This window comes from Virgibacillus sp. 6R, from assembly GCF_001895305.1.
In the GTDB taxonomy this organism is placed as follows: domain Bacteria; phylum Bacillota; class Bacilli; order Bacillales; family Amphibacillaceae; genus Virgibacillus; species Virgibacillus pantothenticus.
Genome location: NZ_CP017762.1, coordinates 2,102,562 through 2,122,093, shown reverse-complemented (window position 1 = coordinate 2,122,093; position 19,532 = coordinate 2,102,562). Strand labels below are relative to the sequence as shown.

Sequence of the window (19,532 nt, the reverse complement as noted above, 5' to 3'; positions counted from 1 at the left end):
AATGATTAGTCAGGAAAAAATTCACGATATAACCATTATAGGTGGTGGACCAGTTGGTTTGTTTACGGCATTTTATGCAGGGATGCGGCAGGCAAGTGTCAAAATAATTGAAAGTCTTCCGCATTTAGGGGGGCAACTAGCTGCATTATACCCTGATAAATTTGTTTATGATGTTGCAGGATTTCCAAAAATAAGGGCAAAAGATTTGATAAGTAATTTAGTAAACCAAATGAAACAGTTTGATGCGGATGTTTGCCTTGAAGAAATGGTGTTATCCGTAGCCAAAAAGAATGATCTATTTGAATTAACAACAAACAAAAACGTCCACTACTCAAGAACGATCATTATTACAGCGGGAAATGGTGCTTTTAAGCCAAGAACAATGAGATTAGAAAATGAAGAGAATTATTATGGAAAAAATCTGCATTATAGTATTGGAAATTTATCAAAATTTAAAAATAAAAATGTTGTTGTTTTTGGCGGTGGAGATTCAGCTGTAGATTGGGCTTTAATGTTAAACGATATAGCATCAAATGTAACTATTGTTCATCGCAGAGAGCGGTTTCGTGCACATGATTATAGCGTTAAATTACTAAAAGAATCACCTGTAAACATTTTCACCCCTTACGTACCTATTAAAATATTAGGCAAATCTAACGCTGAAATAATTACAATAAAACAACCGAAGAGTGATGAAACTATAGATTTGGTTGCTGATGAGTATATTGTAAACTACGGATTTGTATCCAATCTCGGTCCTATCAATAATTGGGGTCTAACAATAAAGAATAATCTTATTCAAGTAAACTCCAAAGCAGAAACAAATATACCAGGAATATATGCAGTTGGAGATATCTCAACTTATGAAGGTAAGGTTAAATTAATGGCAACAGGGTTTGGAGAGGCGCCAATTGCAGTAAGTAATGCCAAAGTACGTGTTGATCCAACTCAGACCTTACAAGCTGCACATAGCACGTCGATTATGAGTAAAGAAAAGCGAAAAAATAAAGTAGGTATCTAACTAAAAATGCAATTTGATTTTGTACCCAAACATATATTCAAGGAGGTTATTAGATGTCAAGAATTACAGACATTTCAATGATTCAAGATGCAGCTCAAGCAAAGCTGGATGAATATTTGCGTACAGTTGCACATATAGGTCATGTGGAAATCAGTGTCAGTGATTTTAAAGGTTCTCTATGGTTTTTTACAGAAATAATGGGGCTTATATTAACCGAACTAGAGGATGATTGTGCATATTTAAGAGCATGGCAAGATTTTGATCATCATACGTTGATACTTAGAGAGTCCAGTCGGTCAGAAGTTAATCGCATTGGTTGGCGTGTAAGTACAAAGGAATCTATGGAGCTATTTGCTAAACAATTACAAGATTTAAAGATTGAATTTTCATGGTTGGAAGCGGGGCAGAAAAAAGCGTTGGGGGACTCCATCCATTTCCAATCTCCTTCTGGGATACCAATTGAATTGTATTGGGAAAAAGAAGTATTTGTGACTAGCGCCTCACATTTAATGTCAAAGTTGCCAAGTCATCCAAGTAAATATACTGGTAACGGGATAGCACCGAGAAGGTTTGATCACGTCAACATTATGGTAAATGATGTAAAGAAGGAACAGAATTGGTGGACAGATTTGTTGGGAATTCACCACCGGTATTACATTAACAATAAGCAAGAGGAGCGTCTCGGATCCTGGTTAAGTAGAACCAATATTGCTCACGAAATAGCTTTAATGAGAAATTCTAATCAAAATGGTACATTATTTCACCATTTGGCTTATTATCTAGATTCACCAGATGAACTGATTCGCGCAACTAATATACTGGCGGAAAATGATTTGAAAATTGAATGGGGGCCTGGAAAACACGGAACTAGTGGAGCGCAATTTATATATGTTTTTGAACCTTCTGGGCACCGTGTGGAAATTTGGACGGGTGGGTTTCTCATTTTTTCACCGGATTGGCAAGCCATTGAGTGGTCATCGGATGTCGGGCAATTAGGGCTGGAAATGTGGGGAAGTAAACCACCAGAAACTTATTTTACCTATGGTACAGCGATTGGAAGGTAATAGGAATAACGATTTTAAATCAAATAGTAGGAGAGAAATCATTGAAGAATCATATACATGTAGATTTTCATACACATATTATTTCAGAAGAATTTTTGGATCTGGCAAATAAATATGGTGACCCACGTTGGCCTGTTATACAAAAAACATGTAGCTGTGGTGCAAATATCATGATAAATGGTAGCAAATTTCGTGAAGTTACAAGTCAATCTTGGGATATAAAACAACGATTACAAGATATGGATCGTGAAGGAATTGATATACAAGTACTGTCTCCAATACCTGTTACCCTTAGCTATTGGTCTGATCCTGAAAAAGGTTTAGAGATGGCAAAATTTCAAAATAATTTTATAGCTTCAATTGTGAAGGAGTATCCAAATAGGTTTCTTGGTTTAGGTACTGTTCCGTTACAAGATGTTCATTTGGCGATCAACGAAATGGAAAGAAGTATGAATCAACTGGGACTTAGCGGATTGCAAATTGGAACGAATATTAATGGCAAAAATTTAGATGACCTATCATTAAAACCTTTCTTTCGTTATGCAAATGATTGGAAAGTGCCTCTATTTGTACACCCTTGGGCAACTTTGGGGAAAGAGCGAATGCAACAGCATCATTTTATGTATACTCTGGGTATGCCATCAGAGACTTCGTTAGCAGCTGGAAGTATTATAATGAGTGGAATGCTTGATCAGTTTAATGATCTAAAACTGTGCTTTGCACATGGGGGCGGATCCCTACCTTATTTATTACCTAGATTGGATAAAGGCTGGAACGTTTGGCCGCAAATAAGAAAGACAGAACAACCACCTAGTGAATATGCGAAGCTATTATATTATGATTCACTTGTTTACGATGAAACGAATTTACAGCTCATGATTAATCGTATAGGAATAGATCAAATTATTGTTGGTACAGATTATCCCTTTTTATTAAGAGAATCGCCAGCAGGAGATGTAATTAATAAGTTAATAAAGTTAAATGACCAAGAGAGAATGAAATTAAAGGGGAAAAATGCGCTGCGATTTTTAAATTTTGATGTGTAAATCTATAAAGAGGTGAACGAAGTGGCTTATGTCATATTAGATATTTGCGAAACGGAGAAATCAGGAGAATGTGTAACTATTTGTCCAGTAGATTGTATCGAAGAAGGAACAGATCAATACTTTATCGACCCAAATACTTGTATTGATTGTGGCGCTTGTGTGGCTGCTTGTCCAGTTAATGCTATTGTGGATGAACACGATTTGACTGATGAACAGGAAAAACAGCTTGAAAAAGCAGAGCACTTTTTCTTGTAAGTTAGAATGATTATATTTTATAGAAACACAAGGAGGTACTAAAGTGACCAAAATCAAAATAAAGCCATTTGACTGTTTTCATTATATTAATGGTTCCTATATCAATGGTAATGGCAAAACATTTGAGAATATAAATCCGGCGACAGAAGAAGTGTTAGGTAGAGTTGCATTAGGAGGGCAGGAGGAAGTAAACCTGGCAGTAGATGCTGCTCGAATGGCAATGAAGGGAAAATGGTCAACTATTCCACTAAGAGAACGATCGGCAATGATTCGCAAGATTGGAGATTTAATTTTAGAACGAAAAGAACATCTAGCAACGTTAGAAACCCTTGATACAGGTAAACCAATCTGGTTATCAAAAAATGTTGACATTGAGCGAGCTGCTTATAATTTTTATTTTTTTGCAGATTATATGACAACATTAGGGACAGAGGCTTATCAACAGGATGATATTGCCATTCACTATGCAGTGCGGCGCCCTGTTGGTGTTGTAGGGTTAATTAATCCATGGAATCTGCCTTTATTTCTCATGACTTGGAAATTAGCACCAGCACTAGCAGCTGGTAATACTGTTGTAATGAAACCATCAGAAGTAACTCCAATGACAGCAACTGTTTTAGCAGAAATTTGCACAGAGGCAGGGGTGCCAGATGGAGTTGTCAATATGGTTCACGGGTTTGGAGAAACAGGTGCCGCCATAAGTGCTCATAGAGATGTAGATGCTATTGCTTTTACAGGTGAAACAATTACAGGAAGTGCAATTATGGAAGCAGCTGCTCCTACATTAAAGAAATTGTCCTTTGAATTGGGAGGAAAGAATCCAAATATAATTTTTGGCGATGCCGATCTTGATGATGTAATTGAAACTACTTTGCGTTCTAGTTTTATAAATCAAGGAGAAGTGTGTCTTTGTGGATCAAGAATTTATGTAGAACGAAATGTATACAATGAATTCCTTGATAAATTTACAGAAAAAACAAAAGAATTAAAAGTAGGCGATCCTTTTGAACCGGATACAAAGGTTGGAGCCTTGGTTAGTAAAGAGCATTATTATAAGGTATTAAGCTATTTATCGATTGCTAGAGAAGAAGGTGGGCATTTCCTTACAGGTGGAAAGGCCGCTGAGAGGTTTGAACAAGGTTTTTTCGTTGAACCTACTATTATTACTGGTTTGGGTGCTGAATCAAGATGTGTTCGTGAAGAGATTTTTGGTCCGGTCGTAACGGTGATTCCATTCGACACGGAAAAAGAAGTATTAAAGCAAGTTAATGATACACATTACGGATTGAGTGCAAGTCTATGGACAAGAGATATCAAACGGGCTACAAACTTATCCGCACAAATTGAAGCTGGAACAGTGTGGGTAAACACTTGGTTTCTCCGTGATTTACGTACGCCTTTTGGAGGAATGAAGCATAGTGGGATTGGTCGAGAAGGAGGGATTCATAGCTTTGACTTCTATTCAGAATTAACAAATATCACACTTAAGCTGTAGGAGGAGTACGATGATAGATAACCAGATTAAAGTTAAAAAGCTTGCAAAACATTTGACTAGTGCATGGGAGGGCAGAAAAGGAGTTCAGCCTATTACAGGGCTGTCTCCTGATATAACCATAGATGAAGCGTATGATGTTCAGCTATATACCATCAATCAGAAAGTAAATAGTGGACAACGTATTACTGGTAAAAAAATTGGGCTAACATCTAAAGCCATGCAAGAAATGTTAGGTGTTAATGAACCAGATTATGGTCACTTATTAAATAGTATGGAATATAAAAATGGAGAGGAAGTTACCTTTACACATCTTTTACAGCCAAAGGTTGAAGGAGAGGTTGCATTCATCTTGAAAAATGATTTAACGGGTCCAAATATAACAGTGAGCGATGTTCTTCAGGCAACAGATACAGTTGCTCCAGCGCTTGAAATTGTTGATAGTAGAATCAAAGATTGGAAGATAAGGTTAGAGGATACAGTAGCAGATAATGCTTCGTCTGGATTATATGTTCTTGGGGAAAAATTCAAGACAACAGAAGGTATAAACTTGAAACAAATAGAAATGGCCCTTTATAAAAATGGTGAACTAATAAATACAGGAGTTGGTGCTGCTGCTTTAGGAGATCCAGCAAAATGTGTTGCATGGCTTGCAAATAAGTTATCTAGTTATGGTATAAGTTTGCGAGCTGGCGAAATCATTCTTTCAGGTGCATTATCAGCTGCTGTTGATGCAGCACCAGGGGATCTTTTTCACGCGAAATTTACCGGGCTCGGAGAAGTGCATGTTACCTTTAAGGAATAGGAAGGGGAATGGGCATGGAAACATTAAAAGTTGGGATCATTGGTTCTGGAAATATTGGAACAGACTTAATGGTGAAATTACGTGAATCTAAAGTGTTAAATTTAACTACGATGATGGGAGTTGATCCGTCTTCACGTGGTATGAAGTATGCTAGGAAATTAGGGTTACATGTTTTTGATAATGGCATAGATGGGTTAATAGAGCACCCAGATTATGTAGATATCATTTTTGATGCAACAAGTGCTCATGCGCATCGCTATAATGCCAAAATAGCTAGACAGCTAGGGAAGAAAATGGTGGACTTAACGCCAGCCGCTATTGGTCCTTTTGTTATACCAGCTGTTAATTTAAACGACAACTTAGATCAGGAAAATGTGAATCTAATTACCTGTGGGGGGCAGGCTACTATACCGATTATACATGCTATTAATAGAGTTACAAATGTAGCATATGGGGAGATCGTTGCTACCATCTCAAGTCAAAGTGCTGGACCAGGAACAAGAGCAAATATTGATGAGTTTACAGAGACAACTTCTAGGGCTATTGAGCAAGTTGGTGGAGCAGAAAAAGGAAAAGCGATTATTATTCTTAATCCTGCAGAGCCACCAATCATAATGCGAGACACTGTTCATGTCATTGTTAAAGATAAGGTAGTAAATCGAGATAGGATAGTTGAAGTTGTTAGAGCTGCAGTGAAACAGGTTCAAACTTATGTCCCGGGGTATACGCTACGAACAGATCCGCTTATTGAGGAGAAGCAAATCACTGTATTTCTTCAAGTTGAAGGAGCAGGGCACTATTTACCAACTTATGCAGGTAATCTAGATATTATGACATCTGCTGCCAAAAAAGTAGCTGAGGAATTTGCTGAAGAGCGTTTACGTAAAGTTAAAAACTAAACTCAAGAGGTGAAAAAATGTTCAGAAAAGTGGATGTACATATTACTGAAGTTGCCTTACGTGATGGGAGCCATGCCATTAGCCACCAATATACAGTAAATCAAGTGAAAACCATTGCTAGTTCATTAAATGAGGCTCGCGTTCCATATATTGAAGTAAGTCATGGGGATGGTCTTGGAGGTTCATCTTTACAATATGGATTGTCTAGAACAGATGAATTGAAATTAATTGAAGCTGCTGTTTCAGTAACAGATTTTTCGAAAATAACTGTATTATTATTACCTGGAATAGGAACAATTACTGATTTAAAAATAGCAACCAATTTAGGAATTAAAATGGCACGAGTTGCTACCCATGTGACTGAAGCAGATGTTTCCAAACAGCATATTGAAACAGCAAAGGACTTAGGTTTGGAAACAGCGGGATTTTTAATGATGAGTCATATGGCTCCAGTAGATAAGTTAATAGAACAAGCCAGATTAATGGAAAGCTATGGTGCAGATATGGTTTACGTAGTTGATTCTGCGGGGGCGTTGCTTCCGCATCAAGTACGAGAAAGAATTAAAGCTTTAAGGCAGTCATTAAACATCGAAATTGGTTTTCATGGACATAACAATTTATCGCTTGCAATGGGGAATACACTTGCGGCTATTGATGAAGGGGCAACGCGAATAGACGGAAGTGTTCGTTGTCTAGGAGCTGGAGCCGGCAATACACAAACCGAAGTTTTAATTGCAGTTCTTGATCGGTTAGGTATTTCAACAGGTGTTGATCTATATAAGATGATGGACACTGCAGAGGAAAAAATAGCTCCAATTTTGTCAAAACCACAGGAAATTAATCGAGATAGTCTAACACTAGGCTATGCTGGAGTTTATTCGAGTTTTTTATTACATGCGAGTCGAGCTGCTAGTAAATTTTCGGTTGATTCTCGAGATATACTTATTGAACTTGGTAAACGGGGGATTGTTGGTGGTCAGGAAGACATGATTATTGATGTTGCTGCAGAACTTTCTAAGACAAAAGAAATAGCAAAATGATGTGGCTATTTGAGGAGAGATAATATGGATAACAGGAAATTAAATGAACTCGTAAGCTATGTGTATAACGCAGAAAAAGAAAAACGTGAAATAACCAAAATAACTGCTGATATATATCCAGAACTAACGATAGAAGAAGGTTATCTTGTTCAGGAGGAATGGATTAAACGAAAAGTAAAGGAAGGCGCTAAGATTATTGGTCCAAAAATGGGGATTACTAGCGAAGCTAAAATGAAGCAAATGAATGTTACTGATCCTATTTATGGCTATGTGTTTGACGATATGGTTATAGAAGCGGGGCAGTCCATTTCTCTATCAGACTATATTCATCCAAAGATAGAACCAGAAATTGGCTTTATATTAGAAAGGGATTTAGAAGGACCAGGCGTCACAACATTAGATGTTTTACTATCAACTGCGTTTGTTTTCCCTGCTTTGGAAATCATCGATAGTAGGTATGAAAAGTTTAACTTTACTTTACCAGATGTGATTGCGGATAATACATCAGCTGCGGGAGTAGTGTTTGGCACCTGCTTGCGTAAGCCTGTGGAACTAGAATTAGATGTTATCGGTGTCACCTTGTCCATTAATGGGAAAATAAAATCATTTGGGGCTGGTGCAGCAGTTTTAGGTCACCCTGCTAATTCTGTTGCAAGGTTGGCGAATATGCTAGCTAAAAAGGGGGAGAAAGTTAGAGCAAATCAGCCGATTTTAACAGGTGGTATGACAGCAGCAGTGCCACTTTCCCCAGGGGATGCTGTTCAAGCTAAATATGGAGGATTAGGTGATGTATCATTTTTTGTTTATCCCTCCTAGAAGCGAGTTTAAAAGATAGAGGGGGAGTTGCAAAATGCCAATTATAACCATTCAAATAATGGAAGGTCGTTCACCAGAAAAAATAGAAGCTTTAATAAATAACGTAACAGATATGGTAAGTAAGTCATTAACAGCACCAAAGGAAAACATTAGAGTGCTAGTTCATGAAATACCTAAGAGCCATTGGGGAATAGGAGGTACGACTGCAAAAAAAATGGGAAGATAAAATTTTATATTCTCTATCTTGAATATAGGGTGCCCATAAGACTTCATTTCTGGAGGAATGATAAAGAAATTGAAAATTTCTTAGTGAGCGGTAACAGTACGCTTTCGATTTAAGTCGGCAGGAGAAGAAAATATGATCGATTCATTTGATTTTACAAGGACGATTGAAAATATAGCGTTCATCTACTTCTGTCAGTAGGGTATGAAGAACGGCCCTACTGATAGAAGTTTTCTTTATGAAGGGTAAAGTATATCCCAACTCTAAGACCATGGGTTAAACTCGATGGATAGAAAGAAAATGGAAGTGCAGCTACTGACAAGGTAACCAGACCCAAAAGGTATTTTCTATTGCTGTTGTTTCCACCTGAATACTCCCACCATGTTGGTCTATGATCTCCTTCGTAATAGCAAGTCCTAATCCAGCTCCGCCTGTATCTCTACTGCGGGATGACTCAAGACGATAAAACCGTTGGAAAATCCTTTCTTTTTCTCGGTCTGGTATTGGTTCACTAGGTCCGGAAACACCAATATAATAGCCGTTATTTTGTTTTTGTCCCGTAATGCGAATAGGTCCTTTTCCCTTATAGTATTGAATCGCATTGTCTAAGAGGTTACTTATGACTTGTTGTATTCCTTCTGTGTGGACATATACATCTGCTGTTTCCACTTGTAATTCCAATTGGATACCTGCTTGCTTTAGCGTCCAGCGGAACATAGAAACGCACTGCTCCAGAAGTGGTTTTACCGCCTGTATTTCTTTATGGTTATATGAGTTTGAAGTGGTGTAGTCCCATTGCTTTAGTTGATCAAACTGATGGAGCATCGAAGTGAGTCGTTGTGATTCTTGATAAAGTGCTACAAATAACTCCTGATCACCTTGAATATCACCTGATTTCAATGCAGACAGGTACCCGTTAAGATTGGACAGTGGTGTACGAAACTCATGTGAAATATCGGAAACGAGTTTTTTTCGATCTACCTCATTACGATTGAGCTGGGCAATCAATTGGTTATATTGCTGTACAAGCTGACCAATTTCATCATTTCTGGAAACAGGGATAAGGTCGGGATATTCTCCATTTTTTAGCAATTGCGTTGCTTCCATTAACTCCCGAATTGGATTTAGTAGTCGTTTCGATAAATAAAAATATAAAATCGAGGCAACAACGATGGCGATCATGACAAAGAGCCAAACATAATTTAATAGCGTTTGGTTAAATTGCTGCTGTCTAAGTTCATCCAGGTTCCCGACACCGGCCGCCAAAAAGCAAGCAGTATTATACATGGCCCAACCGCTTATCCATAAAGCGACACTGATTACAAAAAAGTGTAAAAACGTTAATCTCCACAGAAAACTGACAGGTGTCACGTTCATTCGTTTAGGTTGTAGTTTGGACAAATTTATACCCCATTCCACGAACAGTTTGAATTCGTTTTGGCTTAGCAGGTGCTTCTTCAATTTTTTCCCGCAATTTCTTTATATGGGCATCAATCGTTCGATCCATAACCATGCTTTCCGAATGAGGGTAGAGCTCTGTTACAAGTTGCTCTCGCGATAAAACGATATTCGGATGTTGCATGAACAGATAAAGCAGATTAAATTCAAATTTTGTAAGCTGAATGGGCTTATTATGGAGCAAGACTTCCCCTTTTCGTGGTTTTATACAAAGGCCATCCCGGACAATCTTCTGACAGAAATGACCAGTTCGCCGCAAAACAGCCTCCACATGTGCTACGAGTTCATTTGGATCGAACGGCTTTGTCATATAATCATCTGCTCCAATTTTTAGTCCAGCTATTTTATCTTCAATGCTTGTCTTAGCAGAGAGCATGATAATAGAAACTTCGCCGTTTTCCTGTTGTTTCACCCAATGGCAGAACGCTTCTCCGCTTAACCTTGGGAGCATTAAATCAAGGATGATCAGACACGGAAGATGTTTTAAAAATACGGATTTTGCTTCCTCTCCATCGGCTGCTTCGACCACTTCGTATCCATTTTTTTCTAAATAAATACGCACCAGGTTGCGTATCATTTTATCATCTTCAACGACCATAATTGTTTGTTTCATGATCTCACCTCAACACTAGTGTACCGCAGTTGAAGGGGAATGTGATACCGGAAAGCTGTATCTTTTCATATGACTCTTATACGAGAATTTGTTATTCCATTTTTTCAAATTCCTGTACCATTAAGTCATAATTCATAGCGCCAAAGGCTTTGTACTGGATGATGCCGTTACTGTCAATCATGAAAGTCGACGGAATCGGCTGAATTTGGTACCTATTTGCTACTTCAGTGTTCTCATCTTTTAAGATCGGGAAAGTAAGCTCGTATTCACTGACGAAATTTTGGATGTTCATTAAGTCGCCTTCTGTTTCAGTTAAGTTAACAGCTAAAATATTTATATCTTTATTTTCATGGAATTTTTGCATATCTGGCATTTCTGCTCGGCACGGAGGGCACCACGTAGCCCAGAAGTTAACCATTACTCGTTCGCCGCGTAATTCAGATAGCTGGATGAGCTCCCCGTCTAACGTAGGTAATTTGAAATCGGGAGCGAGATTACCGACTTCTAAACCAACTTCACTGGAATCTCCTGTTTTTTCTACTTCACTCGTTTGGTTTTCTTGGGATGTGATTTGATTTCCAGCAGGAGGCGCATCTGCTTCTTGTGCTGTTTTATTGGATGAAAACACAAAATCGTACAACGCCCAAGAGAACATTCCGATGATAATAATAATCAGAATTGCTTTTTTCATGAACCATTTCCTCCTAACCTAAGTTTGTTAACCATGTATCTTGAACAAGATTTAATAAAAATGCCGATATCCGTGGCATAAGACCAGCGAATAAAAAAATCCCCATGATAATCATAACGACGCCGCCTACCTTCATAATAATCCCACTATATTTGACGATCCATCTTGTAGAGCCGAGAAAGAAAGTAAGTATGAGAAAAGGAAGTGCAAAGCCGATCACATAAAATATAGTGTACCAGGCGCCTTGTGTCGGGTTAGCTGCCGCAACTACTAAAATGGAAGCGAAAATAGGTCCAATACAGGGTGTCCATCCTGCTGCAAATCCCATTCCGACAAAAACAGTTCCTAAATAGCCGACTGGTTTTGTGGTAAAGCGAAAGCGTTTCTCTTTCATAAATGAAGTGATTTTTAACCAGCCACCGACGAATAATCCCATCACAATAATAAAAATACCGGCAATTCGCTGAATGAAATCTCCGGATTCCCCAGCCAAGAGACCTTGAATCCATTGTCCTAAAAAGGAAACACCAATACCAAGGCTAATGAAGATTAGTGATACCCCAAGCAAAAAGAAAATCGCATGAATAAGTAGCTTACTTCTGATTTTTACATGGTTATTTGTTTCTAGTTCTTTTACACTCATTCCGGTTATGTAAGATAAATAAGCCGGAAAAATGGGTAAGGTACAAGGGGAAAGGAAAGATAACATCCCTGCACCTAACGCTAACCATATCGTTAAATCTGTTGCTGCTGTCACGAAGACACCCTCTTTCTTTTAAATATGAATATAATCAAACTAATCATGCCAACCGTAATTAAGAAAAGTGGATGGATCATATATCTGAAAATCGTTGTAAATGGCAACAAGTAGCTGAGTATAAGTTTTCCGCTCATCCAACTAATGGTTAGACTTATTAAAAGTATATGATCTTGTATACGCTCTCTCAATAATAGAAACAGAAGCAGTAAGAGTATCATAAGCACAAAGTTACCCCATGCCAATGGATTATCATGCCATACGATATCCATAAAATGATAGGTGAATGAGGCTACGATCAACACGGGAATGTAATTTACAAGCAGGTTTTGGATTTGTAGCCCATTCTTTTTTACTTGATATCTTATTTGTATCGCTAATAAGATAAGAGCTAGGTAAAAAGCTTGGGCATCACTCGGGTAAGCTAAAACGGCAATAGGATCGGAAAGAAATAATGGTAATTGCAAAACGACTTTAGCAACCCAAATAAATAAGACCAAATTTATTAAATAGGAGATCATGAGCTCTAAATTTTTTCTTTTAGCCGTGCTCGAAAGATTACTGGTTAGATAATAGGCTAAGAAGCCAACGACAAAGCTGATCACATTGATCGCAATCGTCATTAAAACGGTGGTTGATGGCATAGGCTCTCCTCCAAATTTCAAACGAATCTAATCATAGTATAAAAAAGGAATGTGAAAATTTGATGAAAGAGCATAAAAAATGTTTAACTGAAACGAGCTAAGGCATAAAGTTTCATTATTTTGTATCCATGAAACAATAAATAGTAAAACTATCATAGCAAATGAAGCAATAATGCGTTACAAAGATGAAAAAGAATGAATTATGTTACTATTATATTAGTTATCGTATAGCTTAATACTTTCGGAGCTGAATTTAACAGAAGGGGAGACGGTGTTTTGAGGAAATGTATAGGGAAGTACGTTCTATGAAATTCAATGCATGTCCGAAGACGATATACTATTCTGAAGGGAGACTGATTTGGTGAGTCTAATTGCAAAACAGCCGTACTTCAAAATGGAAAGAGTAGTAACGAGTTTGCAGCAAGAGGATATCAAGCAGGAACGGATGTTATATTTATATTCCAATAAGGTGATTACGCACCGACGTGAATTCCATATAGAAGATGTGTTGGATTTTTCATATCGGGAAATTTCTAATCAAGGGGGCATTTTATATTTACACTCATTACAAGGCTTATACACGTATACAGTAGAGTCTTCTCCAGAAGAATTTATTCAAACCTTTCGGGAGTATTTTAAATAAACTGGCTGACATGTTTACAAACAGCTGGCAATGGGGAGAAACTGAGCCATCAGATATATGAAATTTCTTTTTTCTTTATGGCTTAAAACGTGTTTATAAAGGAATACAAAGATCAATAGCTTGATGGGATGAGGTTTACAGCAAGTGAAATAGTTGGGAGAAATGCATGAGCAAAAGGAGTTACTTATAAAGAGCAGATATTAAAACCTCCTTAATCTTAGCAACCATTATTAGGGGAGCGGGGCAGAAAAGTGGAGATCAAACATATACAGTACTTTATCGAAGTAACGGAAACGGGGAGCTTTACACAGGCTGCCAATCGATTATATATTACGCAGCCTGCGATTAGTCGGATTATTAAATCACTTGAAGACGAGCTTGGGTTTACATTGTTTATTCGTTCCAGGAAGAAGCTCGTGTTAACAGAGGAAGGTCAGGTTGTCTATCAGCATGCAAAAAACATAGAAGAGCAATATCAGATGCTGTTAGCAGATTTGGACCAATTTCAGCAATTGAAAAAGGGGCATATGCGAATAGGTCTTCCATCGATTACGAACGCATTTTTCTTTTCGCAATTGATTGCTTCCTTTCATCATAAATACCCAGAGATAACTTTTCAGCTAGAAGAGGATGGCTCTAAAAGAATTGAAGAAAAAGTTCATCAAGAAGAACTGGACTTTGGAGTTGTCGTTTTACCGACGACACAGGAAGGTTTTGCTTCTCATGTTTTTATACATGAAGGATTAAAGCTGATTGTTCCGGTAAGTCATCGCTTCGCGCAGCGAAAAAGTATCACGCTAAATAACCTGGAGAACGAGGCATTTATTATGTTTAATCAAGATTTTTCATTACGTGAAAGTATTGTCAAGGCATGCGAAGATGCGGGATTTAAGCCAAAGATCATTTTGGAAACGTCCCAGCTTGATTTCATTGAAGAAATGGTTGCTTCAAATATTGGGATTACTTTCCTTCCAGATAGCACATGTCAGGAGTTAACCCGGGAAGTGACAGCTGTTGCTATTGCAAACGCGACCATTGAGTGGAAGCTAGCTTTAATTTGGAAACAGGATTCGCATCTGTCTTATGTGATGAAGGAATTTATCCGGTTTGCAGAAGAAAAATTACAACACCAATAAAGGATTCTCTACATGGGAAGGCAGCTTGCAAAGAACTCTCTTGGTTTTAGCAAGCTTTTTTGTGGTATTTATAGACAACTCTATTTCCCCACACCCCGTACAAAATCAAGGAAAATGAAAAGGCCTCTTTTTACGTTGTCCTTTGTGAACTTCGAGTAATTCTTATGAAAACTTGGCAAATTTGCCGTGTGCTTCGAAGAAAATGTATACTTTTACAATGAAATTAAGCTTCTTTTAAGTTTCGATGAAAAAGGAGTTTAAGGACTTTATTTCATTCCCTTCCGTTTTCTTTGTGGCAAGAAAATAGTGTATTTTGCTCCAATAAAGCCCTTACATAACGTTTCGTTATGGAGGGCATTTAAAAACGGCATTTTACGTCCGCTGTGTCCGGGAATTATAATGGATAAGAAAGAGAAAAAAGATAAACGGGATAGATAAGGTGATACAATGCATGCAAAAAGAAGTAAAGATACGCGGATCATTCAAAATGATCAAGTATTAATTAACGATTTAAACAATTACCACACCTTATTCGGCGGAGTGTTAATGAAAAAGCTGGATGCATGTGCCACCTTGTCAGCGAGGAGACATGCAAGAGTGAAAGAATGCGTCACCGCATCTACTGATTCGGTTAATTTCAACTCGCCAATACGGCAAAGTGATTCTGTTTGTATTGAATCCTTTGTAGCTTATACAGGAAAAAGCTCCATGGAAATCTTCTGTAAAGTTATTGCCGAAGATATGATTACAGCTGAACGCCGAATAGCAGCAACAGCCTTTTTAACTTTTGTTGCTCTGGATGAAAATAAAAAGCCGATCGAAGTTCCAAAAGTAATTCCAGAATCTGAAGAAGAGAAATTTCTTTATGAGACTGGAGAAGAAAGAGCTAAAATCCGTAGATTGAAACGACAACAAAATAAGGATTTAGTTGCCAAGCTTTCAATTAAAAAACCTTGGGATGAATAAGGGGAAAAAGGAGAGGTTTGCAATGATTATTACATCTAGTTACCAGGAGTTAATAGATGCAAAACGGGCAATTGCTGCATTTAAAGCAACTAAACCAGAAGAATATCGACAATTTCAACGGATTATTCATTTGACGAGACAGCTTCAATTTAACTTTCAATATATGGGCTGTTTAATTATGGGGGAAGACTCGAGCAAGTATCGTCCGCAGGTGAACGATGATTATATCCTAACTGTATATAATCGGGAGGTGGGCAAACTAAAAGCAGATCCAAAAGCAAAAGATATTAAGGCACTCTTAAGTGCATATAAACAAATCGGCTATGGAAAATTATGCGAATTGATTCTTGGTAAAAAACCAATATCGCTCGTCGGTCCAGCCGTTGTATAAATAAAAACATACATGCCGAGCTTGGTTAGCTCGGCATATTATATTCATCGATATTGTTTTTTCTAGCTCCCCACCAACCTGTATATTTGTAAATTCCGATAATGATGGCGGTGCCGAGTAAAAGAACAAGCGGAATGACCCACGTGAGCCCGGCGGCAAACAGAATTGGAGTAAAGGTGATAACGGCGATTTCAGCCGGCGCGACACCGATATAAGCCAGTGCATAATCCTCCGGAGTTTTACTTTTGAGCTCAGGATCAACAATGCGCAAAAGAGCAAGTCCCATGGCAACAGTACCTGTGCTCCATCCCCAGCCAAAAATAGATTTTTCTAACCAAAAATCTTTAAATATATTGGGACCAACAAAACGGAATAAAATATATGCCCACAAGATCCCGAATGCAAACAGAATAATAAGTGGTAGAGCATAATCCATAACGACATTAAGATTAATGGATGCTATACCAATAGCTACGAGGAAATCAGTAGCTGTTCCGCCGATTCGCTCCATGACTCGTTGATCAATATAATCATCTGCTTTTACTTTGCGGCTAAGCGATTGAAATAAAAGACCGACGACAAAAGCAATACTGAATAATGGAAAAGATACTGCTGGAATTAAATCAGATAGTAAGTTCGTAATCCAATAAGCTACTCCAATGACAAACGCTATAACAGCTACATGAAGCACCAACGGATCGATGGAATTGGGAGAAACGGTTTCGACTCCCATATAGGAACGCTTATGCTTTGGGATTAGCCCCGATTGTAATTCACTTGGAAGATCTTTAAAGCTGGTGATAAATTTGGTTTTTCCTTTTTCTGTACTGCGCTTGACGAGAAACAATCCCCCTATTACAGCAACTAGAATACCAACTGTAGCTGAGGTCATGGCAAGATCCTCTGCCTCTTTCCAGCCAGCATGAGCGAAGCCTTCCCCCACTGCTGCTGCTGTCCCGTGACCACCGACGAAGCCCGCTCCTAATATTAAACCAAATCCGCTAGGCAAGTCAGAAAATAATGGGCTTAAAAAGAGTATTCCGAATAATGCTCCTGCTCCCCACATCGATAAGATGAGGATCACGGAATAGGAGAACATATTTCGAACGCGTTGAAACACTTCTGATAAATGTACCTTTGCTGCCCCGATTGGAATGGCAGCAAAAATCACTGCAATTAACAGACTAGGATAGGCGCCGAGTTGTTTCGAAAAAGGCAGCAGATTCCACCCGCTTGGTCCAAAAGCAAGTCCAATAAATCCTGCTAACATACTGGCAGGTAAGAATAAGGCTTGAATCCATTTCACTTTCGCTCGTAAAATGGTTCCTACCAAAAGTAACCCAGAAATAATACTAAAATCGATCATTAATGACCAAATTGTGAATGTTTCCAATAAAGTTCCCCCTTATCTACATCTTTTGTGAAATAATGGTCTGTGATTGTTGCGAAATGTGTGGTGACGTGCTTGTATGCGTGGCTTTAGAACAGGGCAGAAAATTCATTATATCATATTTCTACTTGTTGTGAACGGTTTCATATAATGACGTAATTTTGCTAATAATGGTGAAAATTTGACAATAGAATCGATCTTTGTAAATTACTCTTTGTGAAGCTGTCGAGAACTAGGCTTAAATATATAGTAAAAAACGCCACCCAGAAAGTATTTGTGCGTGTTGGCGTTTTTTACACTCTAAGCAACCATCATGGCTCGCATGGAGAGGTCTCCTTTTATCATAAAAATAAAGTTTTAACTTAAAGAGATTTATTTCATACAAGGCATAAAACATCTAGGGTTTATCGTATAAGAAAGCATAAAATTAATGCTTTAACCCCACATATAAGGTGCTGTAAGGCTCCCGCCTCAAAAATCCCTGCAGTAAGTTCTAAGTGGGAGGTAACAGCACCTCCATGTCCGATTTGTGTAGAGATCTTTAGGCCATACTGTGACAATAACCATCCGTGAGGGATGAAAAAACCCCACGGATTGACGATTCGCTTTTTAGGATAAGAAAAACGATGCAACGTATGAAGTGGATTGGATTTATAATGGTGCATTCTACCAGCCGTATTTTTTTGCACCCCAGCTGTTTTCAATAATTTCTTGTTTCTTTATTACTAAGGTTTCATGAGCGACATCCTTTTCAATATTTAGCCCAGGGTATAAAGCTGAATTACTGCCAATTTTGACACCTGGAAAGAAAACGTTGTTAATGCCTGTCCGAGTATAATCTCCTATAAAAATAGCATTTGAATTCTCCTGCGTGTAAATACGACCTGTAATCTTGTGTGGCTGTCTTGTATCATTAAACCTTAAAATACCAGATACACACGCTGCTGCAATGTCTACATATCGTCCGATTACACCAAACATTTCGCTATAATGAACAGCGGAAACACCTCTCATAGAAACCCCTTTAAACTCTGCATTATGTCCAAATTTATTCTCTTTGCCAATGACAGTTGGTCCTTCAATTTTCGCGTAGTCCTTCACATAAGAATTGTCCCCTATGAGTATGTTTCCATTTAAAATGGCTCCATTATCTATCACTACATTATTGCCTATGATGAGATTCCCATTTACGACCACATTCTTTCCTAGATAAGAATTATCGCCAACTTTTATAAATCCATTGATAGAAGCTGTTTTATCTATTTTCGCACTTGAACTAATATCATTTTCTGTCAGTTGACTCATCATTAAATCCAAATGATAGATGTTAGCATTTAATATGTCCCAAGGAAACTTCATTTGGAAAACTTCTTTATCGGCAACAATACCTGTTATTTGCGATCCGTCATCTATATACTGATTCAATCCGTTTTCCATGTAAAACGAATTAGGAATCATCGATCCAGAAATTCTTTTTTCAAAGCCATTTGAACTATGCATGATATATTGTAATGCCTCTTTACTTAAACTATAAACTCCTGCTACTTGATGAGTTACATAATGATCTCTTGGATGTCCTAAAAAATATTTGATTTCATCATTTTCTACTTTGGCGCAGATGGCTTCCGTACTTTCTTTCTTCTCTATTAATAATATAGAATCTTCAGAATCATGATGCAATATCTTTTTAAGATCTTCTCTAACGAATACATAGTCTGATCTTATAATTAACGTTTTTTCATCTAAGTTTGCATAGTTTTCAGCTAAGAAGCTTCGAAAATCTTGAAAATTACTACTCAGTTGAATCCCTGAATATTTCCATAAAAGATGGGTTACTTGCTTTGATTTATGCCCTAATAATACATGTATCTCATTGGGTTTTATGCCATTTTCGATAAGAAAATCAACTTGAAGAGTAATGTTAGAAACATTTAAAACCTCTAAACAAGCAGGTTGCCATTCTTTATCGTAAGGAAATAATTTTTCCTGATAATCACTACATAGCAGTATCACTTTCATATGAAGCTCTCCTTTGGAATAATGGTTGAAAGCCAAGGACTTAAGAAGACAGTTAAGTGACGTAAAAGTTAGCTTTCGTTCTTTTATTTATCCTGTATATAAGTTGCTGTATGACTCCCACTTCAGGAGCTGGATAATCTCCCTGCAACAACTCTAAGTGGGA

The 19,532-nt window shown here is 37.8% G+C and carries 22 protein-coding genes; 14 read left to right on the top strand and 8 right to left on the bottom strand.

All coding sequences use genetic code 11. The annotated features are described in order from the left end of the window. Position 1: 1 nt before the first annotated feature. The 10 genes from BKP57_RS09590 to BKP57_RS09545 are packed head-to-tail and all read left to right on the top strand — an operon-like array spanning position 2 to position 8,664. Positions 2–1,021 (top strand): NAD(P)/FAD-dependent oxidoreductase, encoded by a 1,020-nt coding sequence (locus tag BKP57_RS09590; protein ID WP_072741425.1) that lies wholly within the window; start codon positions 2–4, stop codon positions 1,019–1,021. A gap of 53 nt (positions 1,022–1,074) precedes the next feature. Continuing rightward, positions 1,075–2,085, top strand: coding sequence for a VOC family protein (locus tag BKP57_RS09585; protein WP_083547232.1), 1,011 nt, complete (start codon positions 1,075–1,077; stop codon positions 2,083–2,085). 41 nt (positions 2,086–2,126) lie between these two features. Beyond that, on the top strand, positions 2,127–3,131 hold the full coding sequence (locus tag BKP57_RS09580) for an amidohydrolase family protein (protein ID WP_232231372.1): 1,005 nt from the start codon (positions 2,127–2,129) through the stop codon (positions 3,129–3,131). 21 nt (positions 3,132–3,152) lie between these two features. After that, on the top strand, positions 3,153–3,386 hold the full coding sequence (locus tag BKP57_RS09575) for a ferredoxin family protein (protein WP_072741424.1): 234 nt from the start codon (positions 3,153–3,155) through the stop codon (positions 3,384–3,386). Positions 3,387–3,429: 43 nt separating this feature from the next. Continuing rightward, positions 3,430–4,881 carry an aldehyde dehydrogenase gene (locus tag BKP57_RS09570; RefSeq protein ID WP_156875311.1) on the top strand — a complete coding sequence of 484 codons (1,452 nt, stop codon included), beginning with the start codon at positions 3,430–3,432 and terminating at the stop codon, positions 4,879–4,881. Positions 4,882–4,891: 10 nt separating this feature from the next. After that, positions 4,892–5,683, top strand: a complete 792-nt coding sequence (locus tag BKP57_RS09565) for a 2-keto-4-pentenoate hydratase (protein ID WP_072741422.1) — start codon at positions 4,892–4,894, stop codon at positions 5,681–5,683. 14 nt (positions 5,684–5,697) lie between these two features. Then, positions 5,698–6,582 carry an acetaldehyde dehydrogenase (acetylating) gene (locus tag BKP57_RS09560; protein ID WP_072741421.1) on the top strand — a complete coding sequence of 295 codons (885 nt, stop codon included), beginning with the start codon at positions 5,698–5,700 and terminating at the stop codon, positions 6,580–6,582. 17 nt (positions 6,583–6,599) lie between these two features. Then, a complete protein-coding gene (gene dmpG / locus BKP57_RS09555) occupies positions 6,600–7,622 on the top strand; it encodes a 4-hydroxy-2-oxovalerate aldolase (protein ID WP_072741420.1) in 1,023 nt (340 codons plus the stop codon). 24 nt (positions 7,623–7,646) lie between these two features. Beyond that, positions 7,647–8,438, top strand: coding sequence for a 2-keto-4-pentenoate hydratase (locus BKP57_RS09550; RefSeq protein ID WP_072741419.1), 792 nt, complete (start codon positions 7,647–7,649; stop codon positions 8,436–8,438). Between the two features lie 34 nt (positions 8,439–8,472). Then, positions 8,473–8,664, top strand: a complete 192-nt coding sequence (locus BKP57_RS09545) for a 4-oxalocrotonate tautomerase (protein ID WP_072741418.1) — start codon at positions 8,473–8,475, stop codon at positions 8,662–8,664. Between the two features lie 309 nt (positions 8,665–8,973). On the opposite strand, the gene BKP57_RS09540 is transcribed toward BKP57_RS09545, so the two are convergent. The 5 genes from BKP57_RS09540 to BKP57_RS09520 all read right to left on the bottom strand — a co-directional run bounded on the left by BKP57_RS09540 (position 8,974) and on the right by BKP57_RS09520 (position 12,824). Next, a complete protein-coding gene (locus BKP57_RS09540; protein ID WP_406927031.1) occupies positions 8,974–9,843 on the bottom strand; it encodes a sensor histidine kinase in 870 nt (289 codons plus the stop codon). 199 nt (positions 9,844–10,042) lie between these two features. Then, positions 10,043–10,732: a response regulator transcription factor gene (locus BKP57_RS09535; RefSeq protein ID WP_050350775.1), complete on the bottom strand. Its 690-nt coding sequence runs from the start codon at positions 10,730–10,732 to the stop codon at positions 10,043–10,045. 91 nt (positions 10,733–10,823) lie between these two features. Then, a complete protein-coding gene (locus tag BKP57_RS09530; protein WP_072741417.1) occupies positions 10,824–11,423 on the bottom strand; it encodes a peroxiredoxin family protein in 600 nt (199 codons plus the stop codon). A gap of 13 nt (positions 11,424–11,436) precedes the next feature. Continuing rightward, the gene (locus BKP57_RS09525; RefSeq protein ID WP_050350777.1) at positions 11,437–12,180 is read right to left on the bottom strand and encodes a cytochrome c biogenesis CcdA family protein; all 744 of its coding nucleotides are present in this window, start codon (positions 12,178–12,180) and stop codon (positions 11,437–11,439) included. Beyond that, entirely contained in the window at positions 12,177–12,824 is a 648-nt protein-coding gene (locus BKP57_RS09520) for a hypothetical protein (protein ID WP_050350778.1), read from the bottom strand. The genes BKP57_RS09525 and BKP57_RS09520 overlap by 4 nt, the downstream gene beginning before the upstream one ends. A 361-nt stretch (positions 12,825–13,185) precedes the next feature. On the opposite strand from BKP57_RS09520, the gene BKP57_RS09515 reads away from it, so the two are divergent. The 4 genes from BKP57_RS09515 (at position 13,186) to BKP57_RS09500 (ending at position 15,960) form a co-directional block, all read left to right on the top strand. Then, positions 13,186–13,467: a hypothetical protein gene (locus tag BKP57_RS09515; RefSeq protein WP_072741416.1), complete on the top strand. Its 282-nt coding sequence runs from the start codon at positions 13,186–13,188 to the stop codon at positions 13,465–13,467. A 251-nt stretch (positions 13,468–13,718) separates the two neighbouring features. Continuing rightward, complete coding sequence (locus tag BKP57_RS09510; RefSeq protein ID WP_072741415.1) at positions 13,719–14,603, top strand: LysR family transcriptional regulator; 885 nt, start codon at positions 13,719–13,721, stop codon at positions 14,601–14,603. 447 nt (positions 14,604–15,050) lie between these two features. Next, positions 15,051–15,569, top strand: coding sequence for an acyl-CoA thioesterase (locus BKP57_RS09505; protein ID WP_050350781.1), 519 nt, complete (start codon positions 15,051–15,053; stop codon positions 15,567–15,569). Positions 15,570–15,591: 22 nt separating this feature from the next. Next, positions 15,592–15,960: a hypothetical protein gene (locus BKP57_RS09500; protein ID WP_050350782.1), complete on the top strand. Its 369-nt coding sequence runs from the start codon at positions 15,592–15,594 to the stop codon at positions 15,958–15,960. Between the two features lie 25 nt (positions 15,961–15,985). On the opposite strand, the gene BKP57_RS09495 is transcribed toward BKP57_RS09500, so the two are convergent. The 3 genes from BKP57_RS09495 to BKP57_RS09490 all read right to left on the bottom strand — a co-directional run bounded on the left by BKP57_RS09495 (position 15,986) and on the right by BKP57_RS09490 (position 19,369). Then, positions 15,986–17,353 carry a sodium/glutamate symporter gene (locus tag BKP57_RS09495; RefSeq protein ID WP_050350783.1) on the bottom strand — a complete coding sequence of 456 codons (1,368 nt, stop codon included), beginning with the start codon at positions 17,351–17,353 and terminating at the stop codon, positions 15,986–15,988. A gap of 401 nt (positions 17,354–17,754) precedes the next feature. Continuing rightward, positions 17,755–18,039 (bottom strand): hypothetical protein, encoded by a 285-nt coding sequence (locus tag BKP57_RS22060; protein WP_139325361.1) that lies wholly within the window; start codon positions 18,037–18,039, stop codon positions 17,755–17,757. After that, complete coding sequence (locus BKP57_RS09490) at positions 18,017–19,369, bottom strand: glycosyltransferase (RefSeq protein WP_050350784.1); 1,353 nt, start codon at positions 19,367–19,369, stop codon at positions 18,017–18,019. Before BKP57_RS09490 ends, BKP57_RS22060 begins: the two co-directional genes overlap by 23 nt. Positions 19,370–19,532 lie beyond the last annotated feature (163 nt).